The 18,030-nt window shown below is 57.7% G+C and carries 16 protein-coding genes; 8 read left to right on the forward strand and 8 right to left on the reverse strand.

Annotation, left to right across the window (positions count from 1 at the left end):
• Nucleotides 1–33 precede the first annotated feature (33 nt).
• Nucleotides 34–1,155 carry a sugar diacid recognition domain-containing protein gene (locus tag AC1RPZ_RS13500; RefSeq protein ID WP_493137543.1) on the reverse strand — a complete coding sequence of 374 codons (1,122 nt, stop codon included), beginning with the start codon at nt 1,153–1,155 and terminating at the stop codon, nt 34–36.
• 168 nt (nt 1,156–1,323) lie between these two features.
• On the opposite strand from AC1RPZ_RS13500, the gene AC1RPZ_RS13505 reads away from it, so the two are divergent.
• The 3 genes from AC1RPZ_RS13505 (at nt 1,324) to rarD (ending at nt 4,947) form a co-directional block, all read left to right on the forward strand.
• Nucleotides 1,324–2,634, forward strand: coding sequence for an MFS transporter (locus AC1RPZ_RS13505; RefSeq protein WP_493137544.1), 1,311 nt, complete (start codon nt 1,324–1,326; stop codon nt 2,632–2,634).
• Nucleotides 2,635–2,829: 195 nt separating this feature from the next.
• Nucleotides 2,830–3,843 (forward strand): aldo/keto reductase, encoded by a 1,014-nt coding sequence (locus AC1RPZ_RS13510; protein WP_493137545.1) that lies wholly within the window; start codon nt 2,830–2,832, stop codon nt 3,841–3,843.
• A gap of 216 nt (nt 3,844–4,059) precedes the next feature.
• A complete protein-coding gene (gene rarD / locus AC1RPZ_RS13515; RefSeq protein WP_493137546.1) occupies nt 4,060–4,947 on the forward strand; it encodes an EamA family transporter RarD in 888 nt (295 codons plus the stop codon).
• A 54-nt stretch (nt 4,948–5,001) separates the two neighbouring features.
• On the opposite strand, the gene hppD is transcribed toward rarD, so the two are convergent.
• Together hppD and AC1RPZ_RS13525 are read right to left on the reverse strand one after the other, a co-directional pair.
• The gene (gene hppD, locus AC1RPZ_RS13520) at nt 5,002–6,078 is read right to left on the reverse strand and encodes a 4-hydroxyphenylpyruvate dioxygenase (RefSeq protein WP_493137547.1); all 1,077 of its coding nucleotides are present in this window, start codon (nt 6,076–6,078) and stop codon (nt 5,002–5,004) included.
• Between the two features lie 250 nt (nt 6,079–6,328).
• The gene (locus tag AC1RPZ_RS13525) at nt 6,329–7,279 is read right to left on the reverse strand and encodes a DMT family transporter (protein ID WP_493137548.1); all 951 of its coding nucleotides are present in this window, start codon (nt 7,277–7,279) and stop codon (nt 6,329–6,331) included.
• Between the two features lie 78 nt (nt 7,280–7,357).
• Here AC1RPZ_RS13525 and AC1RPZ_RS13530 point away from each other — a divergent pair, with 78 nt between their 5' ends.
• From AC1RPZ_RS13530 to AC1RPZ_RS13540, 3 genes are all read left to right on the forward strand, one after another.
• The gene (locus AC1RPZ_RS13530; protein ID WP_493137549.1) at nt 7,358–8,230 is read left to right on the forward strand and encodes a LysR family transcriptional regulator; all 873 of its coding nucleotides are present in this window, start codon (nt 7,358–7,360) and stop codon (nt 8,228–8,230) included.
• Between the two features lie 132 nt (nt 8,231–8,362).
• Entirely contained in the window at nt 8,363–9,898 is a 1,536-nt protein-coding gene (locus AC1RPZ_RS13535) for an EAL domain-containing protein (protein WP_493137550.1), read from the forward strand.
• A 246-nt stretch (nt 9,899–10,144) separates the two neighbouring features.
• A complete protein-coding gene (locus AC1RPZ_RS13540) occupies nt 10,145–10,507 on the forward strand; it encodes a histone-like nucleoid-structuring protein, MvaT/MvaU family (RefSeq protein WP_493137551.1) in 363 nt (120 codons plus the stop codon).
• Between the two features lie 196 nt (nt 10,508–10,703).
• Here the strand turns inward: AC1RPZ_RS13540 and AC1RPZ_RS13545 are convergent, their stop codons facing one another.
• Entirely contained in the window at nt 10,704–11,240 is a 537-nt protein-coding gene (locus tag AC1RPZ_RS13545; RefSeq protein WP_493137552.1) for a DUF4946 domain-containing protein, read from the reverse strand.
• A 196-nt stretch (nt 11,241–11,436) separates the two neighbouring features.
• Here AC1RPZ_RS13545 and gloA point away from each other — a divergent pair, with 196 nt between their 5' ends.
• On the forward strand, nt 11,437–11,958 hold the full coding sequence (gloA, locus tag AC1RPZ_RS13550; RefSeq protein WP_493137553.1) for a lactoylglutathione lyase: 522 nt from the start codon (nt 11,437–11,439) through the stop codon (nt 11,956–11,958).
• A 174-nt stretch (nt 11,959–12,132) separates the two neighbouring features.
• On the opposite strand, the gene ahpF is transcribed toward gloA, so the two are convergent.
• The 3 genes from ahpF to AC1RPZ_RS13565 form a co-directional block, all read right to left on the reverse strand.
• A complete protein-coding gene (gene ahpF, locus AC1RPZ_RS13555; protein WP_493137554.1) occupies nt 12,133–13,695 on the reverse strand; it encodes an alkyl hydroperoxide reductase subunit F in 1,563 nt (520 codons plus the stop codon).
• 122 nt (nt 13,696–13,817) lie between these two features.
• A complete protein-coding gene (gene ahpC, locus AC1RPZ_RS13560) occupies nt 13,818–14,381 on the reverse strand; it encodes an alkyl hydroperoxide reductase subunit C (protein WP_493137555.1) in 564 nt (187 codons plus the stop codon).
• A gap of 137 nt (nt 14,382–14,518) precedes the next feature.
• Nucleotides 14,519–15,457, reverse strand: a complete 939-nt coding sequence (locus tag AC1RPZ_RS13565; protein ID WP_493137556.1) for a site-specific integrase — start codon at nt 15,455–15,457, stop codon at nt 14,519–14,521.
• Nucleotides 15,458–15,634: 177 nt separating this feature from the next.
• Between AC1RPZ_RS13565 and AC1RPZ_RS13570 the strand changes: the two genes are divergently transcribed.
• The gene (locus AC1RPZ_RS13570; protein ID WP_493137557.1) at nt 15,635–16,654 is read left to right on the forward strand and encodes a DNA-binding protein; all 1,020 of its coding nucleotides are present in this window, start codon (nt 15,635–15,637) and stop codon (nt 16,652–16,654) included.
• Here AC1RPZ_RS13570 and gorA read toward each other — a convergent pair.
• On the reverse strand, nt 16,651–18,009 hold the full coding sequence (gene gorA, locus AC1RPZ_RS13575) for a glutathione-disulfide reductase (protein ID WP_493137558.1): 1,359 nt from the start codon (nt 18,007–18,009) through the stop codon (nt 16,651–16,653). The two genes, AC1RPZ_RS13570 and gorA, sit on opposite strands and share 4 nt — an antisense overlap.
• Nucleotides 18,010–18,030: the final 21 nt, after the last annotated feature.

Below are 18,030 nucleotides of genomic sequence, written 5' to 3' on the forward strand. Positions count from 1 at the left end.
CATTCTCACAAAACCCACAGGGATTTGTGTCGTTCATGGTTTGGTGTCGGTCTGCGGCAGCAGTTGCACGCCCAGGTACAGCGCGAGCATGCCATCGAGGCGCAACGGGTCAACGCCACTGAGTTCGGCGATGCGCTCCATGCGGTAGCGCAAGCTGTTGCGATGGATGCCCAACGCATCGGCACAGGCCTGGCTTTGTCCGTCGTGCTCGCACCAGCTGCGCAATGTCGCCAACAGTTGGCCGTTAGCGTCCTTGGCAATGACTTTGCGCAGTGGGCTGAGCAACTCGTCCAGCGCATCGTCGTTGCGATGGCGCCAGAGCATCACCGGCAGTCGATAGCGGTTCAGCGTCAACAATCGACTGTTGGGCAGCACGTCACGCCCATAGGCCAGCAAGTCGCCAACCCTTCGATAGCAACGGCGCAAGCCTTGCAAACCGTTAGCCTGGCCACCCACGGCGATCCGTAGAATGTTCCAGCCCAGACCTTCGAGTTTTTCCAGCAAGCGCTCGTTTTCCACCGTTTGCGTGGTCGGTCGGCACCACAGCAACGATGACTTGGCGGAACTTACGCACCAACTGTCGGGATAGCGCGAGATCAGCCAGGCACTCAAGGCCTCGACGGTTTGCCCGGCCCCATGCTCCAGGCCCAACTCGAACAAATAAGGGGTACGCGACAGTTGCGGTTTGAGGCCCATTTGCTGCGCTTCGTCGATCAGTCGCGGCGAATCCCCCGCCTCGCTGAGCAGCAGCGCCAGCAGATCGTCGCAACGCTGACGACGCCATTGCTGCTCGGCCTGCTGGTTACGCTGGCCAACCAGCATCTCGGCAGTCATGCGCACCAGCTCGGCATAGGTTCGCAGTTGTTCGGGCTCACCGGTAATGCCCAACACGCCGATCAGGCGCTGATCGAGCAGCAACGGCAAATTGATGCCCGGCTGCACGCCTTTGAGGTGCGCGGCGGTCTGGGCGTCGATTTCCACCACCCGCCCATTCGCCAGCACCAGCTGCGCACCTTCGTGGCGGGTATTGACCCGCTCCGGCTCGCCGCTACCAAGGATCAGCCCCTGGCTGTCCATGACATTGACGTTGTACGGCAGGATAGCCATCGCCCGGTCGACGATATCCTGCGCCAGGTCGTGATCGAGTTCGAACATGCGGGGTAATCCTTGAAAACGTACGGTGATTGATTGTTCACCCGCACAGGCTGTTGGCGCAAACCCTGTGCTCAGGCACAAAGACATCCGCTTAGGGGTGACCGAGACTCTCCAGGCGATCAACGTTACCCTCGCATCGCAAAAAATCATAATAAAGAGAGACCCGCCATGTCACAGAGCGCCGCTGCCACCCTGGCCACCGATGACGATAAAAACGCCGTCTACAAGCGCGTTACCCTGCGCCTGATCCCCTTCATCTTCATCTGCTACCTGTTCAACTACCTCGACCGGGTCAACGTTGGATTTGCCAAACTGCAGATGCTCGACGCGCTGAAATTCAGCGAAACCGTGTACGGCCTCGGGGCCGGAATTTTCTTTATCGGCTACGTGCTGTGCGGCGTTCCGAGCAACCTGGCGCTGAGCAAATTCGGCCCACGGCGCTGGATCGCGCTGATGATGGTCACCTGGGGCACGCTGTCGACCTGCCTGCTGCTCGTTACCACACCCACCGAGTTCTACACCCTGCGTCTGTTTACCGGAGCCGCCGAAGCCGGGTTCTTCCCGGGCGTGGTGCTTTACCTCTCGCAGTGGTTCCCGACATTCCGCCGTGGCCGCATCATGGCGCTGTTCATGTCGGCGATCCCGGTGTCCGGCCTGCTCGGCAGCCCGTTCTCTGGCTGGATCCTCAACCACTTCGCCGCCGGTCAGAGCGGTCTTGCCGGCTGGCAGTGGATGTTCCTGCTGCAAGGCATTCCGACCATCACTCTCGGCGCCCTAGCGTTCTTCCTGCTCAGCGACAACGTCGCCAGCGCCCAATGGCTGAAGCCAGAAGAGCGTGCAGTCCTTGAGGCGGATCAAGCCGTCGATTGGGCCAACAAACCAAAAGCCTCCACCGACTCATTGCTGGCGGTGTTCAAGAACCCGGCGATCTGGGCGTTCGGCCTGATCTACTTCTGCATTCAGAGTGGCGTTTACGCGATCAACTTTTGGTTGCCGTCGATCATCAAGAACCTCGGTTTCGCCGATAACCTGGTGATCGGTTGGCTCAGTGCGATTCCGTACCTGCTGGCGGCGGTGTTCATGTTGATGGTGGGTCGCTCGGCCGACCTGCATAAAGAACGTCGCTGGCATTTGGTGGTGCCGATGCTGATGGGCGCAGCGGGGCTGTTGATCGCGGTGAACTTCGCCGCCAACCCGGCCATTGCCATTCTTGGCCTGACCATCGCCACCATGGGCGCCCTCACCGGCCTGCCGATGTTCTGGCCGGTGCCGACCGCCATGCTCAGCGCCGGCGCTGCTGCCGGTGGCCTGGCGTTGATCAATTCCATGGGCCAGATGGCCGGTTTCCTCAGCCCGTACCTGGTGGGTTGGGTCAAGGACAGCACCGGCTCGACCGACACCGCGCTGTACCTGCTGGCCGGCGTGATTGTCAGCGGCAGTTTGCTGGCACTGCGCATGACCCGCACCTTGCGCGTGTAATCCCCAGCAATCAGTGTGGGAGCGGGCTTGCTCGCGAAAGCGGTCTATCGGTCAATATCAATATTGAATTGACCACCGTCTTCGCGAGCAAGCCCGCTCCCACATTTGATCTGAGGTGTTCGATAATTCCGTTTGCCCCGTGCGGTTGTTCTGGTATTTGATTGAACCTTTCCCACCGGTAAAAGGACTTTGCACATGAGCTACCGCACCCTCGGCCATTCCGGACTACAGGTTTCCACATTGACGCTGGGCACCATGATGTTTGGCGAGCAGACCAGCACCGCAGATTCGTTGCGCATCATCGAAAAGGCCTGGGATCAGGGCGTCAACTTCATCGACACGGCGGACGTGTACACCAACGGCCGCTCCGAGGAAATCGTCGGTGAAGCGATTGCCAGTCACCGTCAGGAATGGGTGGTGGCCTCCAAGGTCGGCTTCGGCCCGGTCGACGGTGTGCCGAATCGCAGTGGGCTGAGCCGCAAGCACATTTTCAATGGTATCGATACCAGCCTGACCCGCTTGGGCACCGATTATCTGGACATCTATTACCTGCACCGCGAAGACCACAATACGCCGCTGGAAGTCACGGTGTCGGCCATCGGCGACCTGATTCGCCAAGGCAAGATCCGTTACTGGGGCCTGTCCAACTACCGTGGCTGGCGTATCAGCGACGTGATTCGCGTGGCCGAGAAACTCGGCGTCGACAAACCGGTGATCAGCCAGCCGCTGTACAACATTGTCAACCGCCAGGCCGAAACCGAACAAATCACCGCCGCCAACGCCTACGGCCTTGGCGTGGTGCCTTACAGCCCGTTGGCCCGTGGCGTGTTGAGCGGCAAGTACGCGCCGGACGTCACCCCGGACGTCAACAGCCGCGCCGGTCGTCAGGACAAGCGCATCCTGGAAACCGAATGGCGGGTCGAGTCGTTGCGCATTGCCCAGCAAATTCAGGCGTACACCCAGGAGCGCGGCGTCGGCATCGTCGAGTTCGCCATCGCCTGGGTCCTGAACAACTCAGCCGTCAGCTCGGCCATCGTCGGCCCGCGCACCGAAGCACAATGGGACGCCTACACCAAGGCCCTGTCGGTAAAGATCACCGCCGAAGACGAAGCCTTCATTGATTCGCTGGTGACGCCAGGGCATTCGTCGACCCCAGGGTTCAACGATGTGAGCCATTTTGTGTCGGGGCGTAAACCGCATAGCAACTAACTGAACACACACGCCTGAGTGGGAGCGAGCTTGCTCCGGGCGGCGCTCCGACGATAGCGGTCTACCAGCCAACATCAATGTTGAATGTGAAGCCGCCATCGCGAGCAAGCTCGCTCCCACATAGGGTCGGTGTTGATCGCTCGGGCAATATTTAGCTGGAAAACCACGTATCCTCTGCACCCGCTTCACGCTCACATCAAGTCTCGCGAGGACAGTTTGTCTAAAGGTATTGCTCTATCGGTGTCAGCCTCAGTGCTGTTCGCCGTCATGTATTTCTACACCTCATTGCTGTCTCCCCTGAGCGGCGTGGAAATCTTCGGCTGGCGGATGCTGTTGACCGTCCCGTGCATGACGTTGTACATGGTAATTTCTGGCGAATGGAAACGCGTGGTCGAACTCCTCCGCAGGGTGGCAGGCAAACCGGCATTGCTGGGGGGGCTGCTGCTGTCTTCGGCCTTGCTGGGTGTGCAACTCTGGTTATTCATGTGGGCACCGCTGAACGGCCACAGCCTTGATGTTTCGCTGGGCTACTTCATGCTGCCGCTGACGATGGTCCTGACCGGGCGCGTCGTCTATGGCGAACAGCTCTCGTACCTGCAAAAAATCGCCGTGTTTCTTGCCACCCTTGGCGTGCTCAATGAGCTGTACCAGGTGAACAGTTTTTCTTGGGCAACGTTGTTGGTGGCCATCGGTTACCCGATCTACTTCGTGCTGCGTCGACGCCTGGCGGCGGATAATCTCGGCGGTTTGTGGCTGGACATGGCGCTGCTGCTACCCGTGGCGTACTGGTTCGTGCACAGCGGTGAACAAGGTTTTGCGGTATTCGATCAACATCCGTGGCTGTCGCTGTTGATCCCGCTGCTTGGGGTAATCAGCGCCTCGGCACTGATGGTGAACATCATCGCCAATCGGTTGCTGCCCTTCAGTCTGTTCGGACTGCTGAGCTATGTCGAACCGGTGCTGTTGCTCGGCGTTGCGTTGCTGCTGGGGGAAAGCATCAAGGCTGGAGGATGGCTGACCTATATACCGATCTGGTTGGCAATGCTGGTGTTGATGCTCGAAGGGTTCAAGCACTTGGTCCGGCAGCGAAAGAAGTCAGTATAAAAAAAGCCCGGTCAGACGTTATGTCTGACCGGGCTTTTTCACATCTAAAGCAAATTACTCAGTCGCGAGCACACCACGGCGGACCTGGTCACGTTCGATGGATTCGAACAGTGCCTTGAAGTTGCCTTCGCCGAAGCCATCGTCGCCTTTACGCTGGATGAATTCGAAGAACACCGGGCCCATCAGGGTTTCCGAGAAGATTTGCAGCAGCAAACGCTTGTCGCCCGACTCGGACGAACCGTCCAGCAGAATCCCCCGCGCTTGCAGTTCGTTGACCGGCTCGCCGTGGTTCGGCAAACGGCCTTCAAGCATTTCGTAGTAGGTTTCTGGCGGCGCGGTCATGAAGCGCATGCCAATCTTTTTCAAATGATCCCAGGTCTTGATCAAGTCATCGGAGAGGAAGGCAACGTGCTGGATGCCCTCGCCGTTGAACTGCATCAGGAACTCCTCGATCTGCCCGGCGCCCTTGGACGACTCTTCGTTCAGCGGGATGCGGATCATGCCATCCGGAGCCGTCATGGCCTTGGAAGTCAGGCCGGTGTATTCGCCCTTGATGTCGAAGTAACGGATTTCGCGGAAGTTGAACAGCTTCTCGTAGAAGTTCGCCCAATAGGCCATACGGCCGCGATACACGTTGTGGGTCAGGTGGTCGATGATCTTCAGGCCGGCCCCTGGCGGATTGCGGTCGACGCCTTCGATGAACACGAAGTCGATGTCGTAGATCGAGCTGCCTTCACCGAAACGGTCGATCAGGTACAGCGGCGCGCCGCCGATGCCTTTGATCGCCGGCAGGTTCAGCTCCATCGGGCCGGTTTCGATGTGGATCGGCTGGGCACCGAGTTCCAGGGCTCGCTTGTAGGCTTTTTGCGAATCCTTGACGCGGAACGCCATGCCGCACACCGACGGGCCGTGTTCAGCCGCGAAGTACGAGGCCACGCTGTGAGGTTCGTTGTTGAGGATCAGGTTGATCTGGCCCTGACGGTACAGGTGCACGTCTTTGGAACGGTGGGTCGCGACCTTGGTGAAACCCATGATCTCGAAGATCGGCTCAAGGGTATTCGGGGTCGGCGATGCGAATTCGATGAATTCAAAGCCCATCAGGCCCATTGGGTTTTCGTATAAATCTGCCATGGTTGGCGCCTCATCATGCTGCTTTTGGAATTAACGGAACGTTAGTTACAAGCAATGCTGAGAGCGGCAGGTGGCGCGCAGGAGATACCTCGCACACTGCGGGCGAGAAAATCACCGTAGATCAATTGGAACCCAAATATCTTCATTGTCGACCCAAGGCTCTTGCGGGCGAGGCTTCTGCTGCCAGAAGACGTTATTCTTATATGCGTAACTCGATTCTACACAGCGTAACCAGGTTTGTCCGCCTTCTCTATAAAATCCCCCTTTTTGAGGCCGGTGCAAGGGGTTTGTTGCACAGGTAGATCCCCAGCAGAATCGCCCCGCCTCCCAGGTACATCGCCAGGCTCAGTTGCTCGCCCAGCAACAGCGCGCCAAGCAGCACCGCCGTCAGCGGATTCAGCGCGATGAACACCCCCGAACGGGTGGCGCCGATTTTTCGGATACCGTCGTAGTACCAGATGTAGGCCAGCGCCGAACCGAGTACGCCCAGATACAACAGGCTGAGAATCTGCCCCACCTGCAATCCGCGCAGCACCTCAAGACTCACCTCGCCGCGCACCGCGCTGGTCGCCCATAACATCAAGGTGCCCAGCACAATTGAATAGGTGACGGTGTGCAGCGGGCCTAACGTTTGGCTCAGGCCTTTGGAAAACAGCGAGTAAATGCCCCAGCCCAACACACAACCAAGAATCAGCAAATCACCGACCCAGGTGTTCGCGGCGCCGCCAGCAAACACGTGCTGGTTTCGACTGACAATCACCACCCCTGCCCCCGCGATGCACACCGCGATGCCCGCGACTTTGGCTCGACTCAAGCGCTCCTTGAACAGCAGCCACGACGCCAACCCGATGACAGCCGGATTGAGCGCCACGATCAGCGATGCACGAGAAGCGTTGATGTAGTGCAAGCCGTAAAAGAAACACAGGTTGTAAAAGAAGATCCCGAAAAAACCCAACACCGCCAACTGCAACCACTGCCTGAAGGTCGGGCGCGCCAAAGGGATACGCGCCAGCGCCATGAACAGCAGCAAGGCCAGGCTGGCCAGCAGAAAGCGCAGGCTCGCGGCCAATAACGGGCTGAGCGAGTCGGCAAGAAACCGGCCGGCAACGAAGGTCCCGCCCCAGATCATGGTGACGGTGGCGAGCTTCAGGTAAACCGGAACATCCGAATCACGGAAGCCGCTCTGGACAAGGCTTTTCATAAATCTCCACGGTAAGAAAGCAGTCAGATGACGTATTCTTTGCGTAATGTCCGATCATCGTAAAATGAGTAAATGCTCATGACTCTGACCCAACTCGAGATTTTTTCGCTGGTGGCCGAGCTGCACGGTTTCACCAGTGCGGCCAACCGTCTGGGCATCACTCAGTCAGCGGTGTCCCATGCCATCAAGTCGCTGGAGCAGGAACTCGGCGTCGAGTTGCTCAGACGGCATCAGTCCCACATCGAGCTCAGCGATATCGGTCAACAGCTGTTGTTACGCGCCCGCGCCATGCTCGGGCTGGCCAGCACCCTGCGCCAGGAAGCTGCTGATGCCCGTGGGATGAAGCGCGGCACGCTGCGCATCGGCTCATTCGGACCGACCTCGTCGATCAAATTGCTGCCGAAGATTTTGCAGCACTACCGCGCGGCTTATCCCGGGATCGAGGTCCATATCGATGAAGGCCCGGATCGGCAAGTACTGCAATGGCTTGAAGAACGGCGCATCGATATCGGTTTTGTGGTGTTGCCCGAGGAGCGGTTCGACACCTTTGCGCTGGTGGAAGACCAGATGGTCGCGCTGATCCCGGCCAATCATCGGCTCGCCGGGCGCGACAGCCTGACCTTGGGTGATCTGTGTCACGACCCGTTCATTCTCACCGAAGCAGGCTCCTCGGAACTGGTTTCGCGCCTGTTCAGCGCTGCCCGGCTGACCCCGGACATTCGCTATCGCAGCTCGCAACTGCTCAGCACGCTGGAAACCGTCAGCCGTGGCGATGCCTTGACACTGGTCGCCGAACTTTCGCTGCCAAACGCGGAACAGCCGCGCTACGTGACAAAGCCCCTCACACCGCCGGTCAAACGCCAGGTCGGTCTGGCGGTTCTCGACCAGCGCCAGTCATCGCCGGCCACCCTGGCGTTTATCAAGTTGGCCATAAGTCTGGACTACCGTTGAAAGCACAAAGCCTGTACGCCATCTATCATGGCCCGTGTCTGTACTCTTTTTGAGAGGCAAGCCTGCGCCCTTCCTGCATTTGAGAGCCCTTCTCTATCTGAGTGCCCTAGTCCATCGTCACAGGTTCCACAAATGCCCTTGACCGTCAAAGCCCGCCGCACGCCGCTGACTCGCCACCTCATTACGCTGCTGATTGGCCTGGTTCCGGTGCTACTGGGTGTCGTCATTCTGCACATGCAAGCCGAACGGGTGCTGGAGCAAAGCACCTACCAAACGGCCGAAGAAGCGGTGCACCAATTTGATTTGATGCTCGACAACACCGCGCAGGCGGCACAAGAACTGCTGCCGCTGGCGGGACAACCTTGCGTCGACGTAAAACTGGCATTGCGCGAACAAGTCACGCGCCGGCCCTTTGTGCGCTCGACCAATCTGGTGTGGGACAACAACCTGTATTGCAGCTCGCTGTTTGGCGACTATCAGGCAGAGGTTGATCCTGGCGAGTACACCCAAGGCACGTTGTGGTTGATGAACGGTAATCCGGTCACGCCCAATACCGCATTGTTGGTGTATCGCCTCAGCAATGGCAAACAAGGCGCCCTGACCTCCCTTGACGGCTATCACCTGAGCAATGTCCTGCGGCTGATTGGCCGCAAGACCCTGCTGTTACTGCAAGTCGGGCCCCACTGGTTGTCGGCCGATGGCAAGGTCCATGAGGGCGCCCTGCCCGTATTAGCGGTAGCCCGAAGCAATCTTGAATCTTCGCGGTATGCCTTTGAGGTCGAGGCCGGTTTTCCCGAAGGCGAAGTCTGGCGCTACATGAAAAGTGAATACCCGCCGCTTTTCAGTCTGCTGATCTTCTTCGGGGTGATTGCCGGGACCATTGGTCATTGGCTACAGAAGCGCTCGTCATCACAGAGTCACGAACTACAGCGGGCACTGGAAGCCCATGAGTTCATTCCTTACTTCCAGCCGGTGGTCCACGGCGACACTAAACAGTGGGCCGGCATTGAGGTATTGATGCGCTGGAAGCACCCGAAAGAAGGTCTGGTGCGTCCGGATCTGTTCATTCCGTTCGCCGAGCACTCCGGCCTGATCGTGCCAATGACTCGCTCGTTGATGCGCCAGACTGCAACGTTACTCGCCCCGCATGCGCAGTCGTTCCAGGAGCGCTTTCACATCGGGATCAATATCACCGCGAGCCACTGCAATGACCTTGAGCTGGTAGACGATTGTCGCGAATTTCTCTCGGCCTTCCCGCCAGGCAAAGTCTCGCTGGTTCTGGAGCTGACCGAGCGCGAGCTGATCGAGCCCAGCGCCATCACCCTTCAATTGTTCGAACAGTTACATGAACTGGGGGTAATGATTGCGATCGATGACTTCGGCACCGGGCATTCGAGCCTGGGCTATTTGCGCCAGTTCAATGTGGATTTTTTGAAGATCGACCAAAGTTTTGTGGCGATGATCGGGGTCGATGCCTTGTCCCGCCATATACTCGACAGCATCATCGAACTCTCGGCCAAGCTGGACCTTGGTATCGTTGCCGAAGGGGTCGAAACCATTGAACAGAGTGATTATCTTGCCCGCCATGGGGTGAACTTTCTGCAAGGTTACCTATTTGGACGACCGATGCCGGGCAGCGACTTCATTATTGCGTTGAACAGCCACTAATTAGCCACTCGTAGCGCTCCACAGAAACCCTCAACAAATGGCCCCCCGTACCCAATTGCATCAAATAGCCGCATGCGTTACATGAAGAAAAAGACGTGATTTACTCTGAGCGAATTAACTACTACAATTTTTATTGCCTGTGCACGATTGGCAGGTGAGCCGTTAACACCGAGTCGCTACAAGGCTCTTGGCTTATAGCTTTGTTTGCGGTTGGTATCAGCCAAACACACTATTGGAGTAAAGATATTGTCCAGACTCGCTGAATTTCGTGCCGCTGAAAAGGCCCTTCAAGAACAGCTCGCGCAGCTGGAATCGCTGAAGAACGACGCCGGGCTCAAGAAAGAAATCGAATTCGAAGAAAAGCTCCAGGGGCTGATGAAAACCTATGGCAAGAGCCTGCGCGACATTATCGCCATTCTCGATCCGAACCCAAAATCCAGCCTCCAGCTGGCCGCCGCGCCCAAAACTCGCCGCGCCCGCGTAGTCAAGGTTTATCAAAACCCGCACACCGGTGAACTGATCGAAACCAAAGGCGGCAATCACCGCGGCCTGAAAGCCTGGAAGGAACAATATGGTGCGAGCACCGTTGACTCCTGGCTGCGCGCTTAAGCTTCCCTGCGCCCCTCCAAAAGCCCTGCCTGTGCAGGGCTTTTTATGCTCATCTGCACTCAATGCAACGATGATCGCCGATCTAGTTGAAAACACCCGGCAAATACCGTCGGTGCCCTGCACAACTTTATGCTTAATCCCTTTGGGTATTGAACAATAACCCTCGGCACTGAAAACACGCAGGCGTCGCGCACTACTAAAGTTTCAAACTGTTTCGTGCATCGCGTATCTCACCCTGACTTGCGGCATAAGCCTCAGCCTGGCCTGCGTAGGAAAAAACATAGGCCTTATCGGCATCTAGCGCTGCGACTAATGTTTGCGACAACACATGTCGTCCATTCTGGGTGACCGTACAAGTGGTTTCCAACGCTTGCAGCCTGCTCAATGTAGCGGGATGAATTTTGTTGCAAACACTTTGATAGCCGCCCTGAAAAAAATCCTTTTGCACGGACTTGCGCATTTCCAGCAGCACACCTTGCAAATTGACTTCATGCCCAGGCTCAACCTGGGTCATGGTCAACTCCATGACCAGGACCGGATCACCGTTTGCATCGTTTTTCACCGCCCGCTGCCTTGAAACCCTGGACGGTGTTTGAGCTGTCGCATCATCTTGTGGCAACACTTGCACTTCCCAGCCGCTGGGCCAGGTGATCTCGGAAAGCACAGTCTCGGTGCGGGCAACAGCCGAAAACAGGCAGGTCAACACAAACAGATAGCGATACGGTCGAATCATTGCACTCAACACTGACAGGGCGAACGTTAAAGTCTGAGCCCAGCCACGTCACCAGGCAATAGCCGACGGTTTTGCTTTTGCGCAACGCGGGCCCTTGCGTATCATTGGCGCACTGCAAGGAAGCCCAATCAACCGCAAGCCAAGGGACAGCTCTTATCTGGAGCGCCGTTTGCCCCACTTATTTTCCGGAGGGCCCATGAGCCTGCACGAACTGAACACGTTCCCCGGCGTTACCGCCCAACCTGACACCGCCACGCAACAATTCGTCTTCAACCACACTATGTTGCGGGTCAAGGACATCACCCAATCCCTGGACTTCTACACGCGAATCCTAGGCTTTACGCTGGTGGAAAAACGCGATTTCCCGGAAGCCGAGTTCAGCCTGTACTTCCTGGCGCTGGTCGACAAAAACCAGATCCCGGCCGACGCCGCTGCACGCACCGAGTGGATGAAATCGATTCCCGGCATTCTTGAGCTGACTCACAACCACGGCACCGAGAGCGACACGAATTTCGCCTACCACAACGGCAACACCGATCCTCGCGGTTTCGGTCATATCTGCATCTCGGTACCGGACATTCGTGCCGCGTGCGAGCGCTTTGAAGCCCTGGGCTGTGATTTCCAGAAACGCCTGAACGACGGACACATGAAGAGCCTGGCCTTCATCAAGGACCCGGATGCGTACTGGGTTGAAATCATTCAGCCGGCACCGCTGTAGCCTCACCACAGATCCCCTGTGGGAGCGGGCTCGCTCGCGAAGCTTCTGTCGGCCTGACAGTGTCAGCGACTGTAATGGCCTCTTCGCGAGCAAGCCCGCTCCCACACTTGAAATGTGCGAGACACAAAAAACCCCATGATCGCTCATGGGGTTTTGTGTTTTCAGCGTTGACGTTTATGCCGGCGCCGAGGTTCGAATCAGGTGATCGAAGGCACTCAGCGATGCCTTGGCGCCCTCGCCTACCGCAATCACGATCTGCTTGTACGGCACGGTCGTTACGTCACCGGCAGCGAAAACACCTGGTATCGAGGTCTCAGCGCGGTTATCGACGATGATCTCGCCGCGCGGCGACAGCTCAACGGTGCCTTTGAGCCAATCGGTGTTAGGCAGCAAACCGATCTGCACGAAGATACCTTCCAGCTCGACACTCAGCACTTCGCCTGACTGGCGATCCTTGTAACGCAACCCGTTGACCTTCTGATCATCCCCCGTCACTTCCGTGGTCTGGGCGCTGGTGATGACGGTCACGTTCGGCAGGCTGTGCAATTTGCGCTGCAACACCGCATCTGCACGCAACTGCACGTCGAACTCCAGCAGGGTGACATGGGTGACAATGCCGGCCAGGTCGATAGCCGCCTCGACACCCGAGTTGCCGCCACCAATCACCGCAACACGCTTGCCTTTGAACAGCGGGCCGTCGCAGTGCGGACAGTACGCCACGCCTTTGTTGCGATATTGCTGCTCGCCCGGGACGTTCATTTCACGCCAGCGAGCACCAGTCGCAAGGATCACGGTCCTGGCTTTCAGTGAAGCGCCGCTGGCGAACTTGATCTGGTGCAGCTCGCCGTTTTTCCCCGGCAACAACTTGTCGGCGCGTTGCAGGTTCATGATGTCGACGTCGTATTGCTTGACGTGCTCTTCCAACGCGACAGCGAGCTTCGGCCCTTCAGTTTCCTGCACCGAGATGAAGTTTTCGATCGCCATGGTGTCCAGCACCTGACCGCCAAAACGCTCGGCCGCAACGCCGGTACGAATGCCTTTACGGGCCGCGTAGATCGCCGCCGAAGCACCGGCCGGTCCACCACCGACGACCAGCACGTCAAAGGCTTCCTTGGCGCTGATTTTCTCGGCCTGACGCTCGATACCGCTGGTGTCGATCTTGGCGAGGATTTCTTCCAGGCCCATGCGGCCCTGACCGAAATTCACGCCGTTCAGGTAAACACTGGGTACGGCCATGATCTGACGATCGTTGACTTCATCCTGAAACAACGCGCCGTCGATGGCGACGTGACGGATGTTCGGGTTCAGCACCGCCATCAGGTTCAACGCCTGGACCACGTCCGGGCAGTTCTGGCACGACAGCGAGAAGTACGTCTCGAAATTGAACTCGCCTTTGAGCGAGCGGATTTGCTCGATCACATCATTACTGGCCTTCGAAGGGTGACCGCCGACTTGCAGCAAGGCCAATACCAACGAAGTGAATTCGTGGCCCATGGGGATACCGGCGAAACGCAGGCTGATATCGCTTCCCGGGCGATTCAACGAGAACGACGGCTTGCGCGCATCGGTACCGTTGTCGAGCAAGGTAATCTGCTGGGAAAGACTGGCAACGTCTTTCAGTAATGCGAGCATTTCCTGGGATTTCGCACCGTCGTCGAGGGAAGCGACGATCTCGATCGGCTGGGTGACCCGTTCCAGGTATGACTTCAACTGAGCTTTAAGATTGGCGTCCAACATACGGGCGATTTCCATTTTGAATACGGTAGAAAAAACAACGCCCGAGCGAATCTCGCCCGGGCGTTGTTTTGGGCGGTGCAGCTTACTAAGTGCGGATTACCGCTCTTGAGTGACTCACAGACTCAGATCTTGCCGACCAGGTCCAGAGACGGCGCCAGAGTGGCCTCGCCTTCTTTCCACTTGGCTGGGCAGACTTCGCCCGGGTGAGCTGCGACGTACTGAGCCGCCTTGATTTTGCGCAGCAACTCGGAAGCGTCACGGCCAACGCCGCCATCGTTCAGTTCGACGATTTTGATCTGACCTTCAGGGTTGATCACGAAGGTGCCACGGTCAGCCAGACCGACTTCTTCGATCAGCACGTCGAAGTTGCGGGAAATGACGTGGGTCGGGTCGCCGATCATGGTGTAGCGGATTTTTTCGATTGCAGGCGAAGTGTTGTGCCATGCGGCATGGGCAAAGTGGGTGTCGGTCGACACGCTGTAGATTTCTACGCCCAGCTTCTGGAACTCGGCGTAGTTGTCAGCCAGGTCTTCCAGCTCGGTTGGGCAAACGAAGGTGAAGTCGGCCGGGTAGAAGAACACGACAGACCATTTGCCTTTCAGATCGGCGTCCGACACTTCGACGAATGCGCCGTTTTTGAATGCGGTAGCTTTGAACGGTTTTACTTGGCTGTTGATGATAGGCATCGTTGACTCTCCGTCAGGGTTGAAAAGTTGATGAGGTGAATCCTACCCAGTCGATCGCCTGATCGCTCATTGGCAAACCTGATGCTGCTAATTGGTTTTCGCTATTAGCCAGCACTCTTAATAGAAGAAAACCGTATCTATTCGCCAACAACCTTTTCAGTAATCCGGGCCATCCCGAGAAACGGGCTGGCTTCAACATAGCGCATGGCAGACTTCACATCCTTCCAGCCCACATAACTCATCAACGATTTCAAATCCCAGCCACTGCGATGAGCCCACGTCGCAAAACCGCGTCGCAGCGAGTGACTGGTGTATTGCTCGGCGGGGATACCTGCACGCTCCAGAGCCTGGCGCAGCAATGGGATCACGCTGTTGGCGTGCAACCCCTCTTCGCTCAGGTTGCCCCAGCGGTCGATCCCTCGAAACACCGGCCCGCGTACCAGCGCCGAGACCTTCAGCCAGTCGATGTAGGCCTGCACCGGGCACAAGCGCTGCAACGCAGGTGTCTGATAGGTCCTGCCGAGGTTCTCGCGATCACTCTTGCTACGCGGCAGGTACAGACTGATCCCCGATCCCGCTGTGGCCTGTACATGCTCGACCTGCAGGCGGCACAACTCATCACTGCGAAACCCGCGCCAGAAGCCCAGCAGGATCAGCGCACTGTCACGGCGTGCGCGCAACAGCGTGGGTTGGTCGTTGTTCTGGGTGGCTTGTAGCGCCTCCTGCTCAAGGCTGGCCACTACCTGCTCCAGATGCTGAAGCTGCAGGGGTTCCGCCTGTTTTTCCTGGACCGGGTGCAAGGCTCGAATGCCCTTGAAGACTTTGCGCACCACGGGCGCCTTGGTCGGATCGGCAAAACCCTGACTGTTGTGCCATTGCGCCAGCGCCGACAAGCGCAGCTTCAGTGTGTTGATCGACAACTCGCCAGCGTAAGCCACCAGATAGCGCGCCACGCTGTCGCTGGTCGCCGGCAAAAACCCGCCCCAGCTGACTTCGAAATGCTCGATCGCCGCTCGATAGCTGCGACGCGTGTTATCGCGGGTGGCCGCTTGCAGATAACGATCCAGCTCGGTCATGGGCTCAATTCTCGAAACGTACGGTAAAGGCGGATCAAAACCGCGCATGGGCCGCTTTACACGGGATAATCCCAGTATATCCCATGTGAATATCTAGCCATGTTTCAACTTATTGATTGCGTGGTACAGTGCCTATATTCATGGTACGTACCACAGTACGAAATCGTAGGAGAAGACATGGCTCGGGGCGGCGTAAATAAGGCAGTGGTGCAGACAGCACGCTTGGCGATCCTCGCGCGCGGCGAGCACCCGAGCATTGATGCGGTACGTATCGAAATGGGCAATACCGGATCGAAAACCACTATTCATCGCTATCTGAAGGAGCTGGATGATGGCGTTGAGCGCTCGAGCGATCCGCAAGAACTGATCGACGACGAGTTGACGGGACTGGTTGCACGTCTGGCGCAACGCTTGAAGGAGCAGGCGCAGGAGCCGATTGACCGCGCGCAAGAGCGTTTTGATCAGTCGCGAAAAGCACTGGAGGCACAACTGGCTGACGCCCTCCAGAATCAGTCTCAGCTCAAACAACAGCTGGACATTCAGGGCATCGCACTGACCAGTGAAACCGACGCGCTGCAACACACCCGCTCCATGCTTCAAAGCGAGCAAACCCGCAACGCCGGGCTGAACCAGGCACTGAGCGATTTCGAATTACGCTTGAAAGACAAGGATGAGCAGATTCGCTCACTGGAAGAAAAACACTTGCACGCCCGCGACGCGCTTGAGCACTACCGCAACGCCGTCAAAGACCAGCGCGAGCAAGAGCAACGTCGTCACGAAGGGCAAGTGCAGCAAATTCAGATGGAGTTGCGCCAGGCCCAGCAGAGCGCGCTGATACGCCAGGACGAGATCACCCAGCTCAACCGTGACAATGAACGCCTGCTGACCGAAAACCGCGGCACATTGCGTGAACTGAACCAGCTACAGGATCAACTCAAGCAGAGCGAGAAACGTCAGGAACAGGTCCTGGAGCACACCCGCCGCACCGACGCTGAATGCACCCTCCTCCAGGAACGCCTGCGCGTTGCCTTGCTGGAAAGTTCGGCACTCAAACAAAGTGCGACCGAACAATCACAAACCAACAAGGATCTGGAGCTGCGCGCAACCAAGGCAGAAGCCAGTCTGGAAGCGCTACATCTGGCGTCCGCGATTAACGCGCAGCCAGACGCAACTTCAGAGGCACCGAAGGACGATTAACCCGCTACCGGCGTGCGCATGGTGACGAATTCTTCGGCGGCGGTAGGATGCACACCGATGGTTTCGTCGAAATCGCGCTTGGTGGCGCCAGCCTTCAAGGCAATCGCCAAGCCCTGAACGATCTCCCCCGCTTCCGGGCCGACCATGTGGCAACCCAGGACCTTGTCGGTCTTGGCGTCCACCACCAATTTCATCAACGTGCGCTCCTGGCACTCGGTCATGGTCAGCTTCATCGGCCGGAAACGGCTTTCGAAAATCTGCACCTCATAGCCTTCTTCCCTGGCCTGCTCTTCACTCAGGCCAACGGTGCCGATGTTTGGCAAGCTGAATACCGCCGTGGGAATCATCTTGTAGTCGACCAGACGATACTGCTCAGGCTTGAACAGCCGACGCGCCACCGCCATGCCTTCAGCCAGGGCTACCGGCGTCAGCTGCACACGACCGATCACATCGCCGATCGCCAGGATCGACGGCTCAGCGGTTTGATACTGCTCGTCGACTTCGACAAAGCCTTTCTTGTCGAGCGTGACTCTGGTGTTCTCCAACCCCAGGTTGTCGACCATCGGACGACGACCCGTAGCATAGAACACGCAGTCCGCCTGCAACTCGCGACCATCCTTGAGGGTCACGTTCAAACTGCCGTCGGCCTGTTTCTCGATGCGCTCGATATCGGCATTGAATTGCAGATTCATCCCACGCTTGGTCAGCTCTTCCTGCAAATGCTTGCGCACCGAACCATCAAAGCCGCGCAGGAACAGATCACCGCGGTACAGCAAGGTGGTTTCGGCGCCCAGCCCGTGGAAGATCCCGGCGAACTCTACGGCGATGTAGCCGCCGCCGACCACCAGAACGCGCTTGGGCAGCTCTTTGAGGAAAAATGCCTGATTGGAGCTGATGGCATGCTCATGCCCCGGAATTTCGGGGATCTGCGGCCAGCCACCCGTGGCAACCAGAATGTGCTTGGCGGTATGGCGCTCGCCATTGATCTCGACCTCATGCGGGCCAATGATTTTGGCGAGACCTTCATGCAAGGCTACGCCGCTTCCGACCAGCAGATTGCGGTAGATACCGTTCAGCCGACTGATTTCGCGATCCTTGTTGGCAATCAGCGTTGCCCAATCGAAGTTCGCCTCGCCCAACGACCAGCCAAAGCCCTGCGACTGCTCGAAGTCTTCGGCGAAATGCGCACCGTAGACCAGCAATTTTTTCGGAACACAGCCAACGTTAACGCAAGTCCCGCCCAGATAGCGGCTCTCGGCCACTGCCACTTTTGCGCCGAAACCTGCAGCGAAGCGCGCTGCTCGTACACCACCGGAACCGGCGCCAATCACGTAAAGGTCAAAATCGTAGGCCATTTTTCAATCTCCTTGGCAGGC

The sequence above is a fragment of the Pseudomonas sp. GW822-FHT02D10 genome (assembly GCF_058802345.1).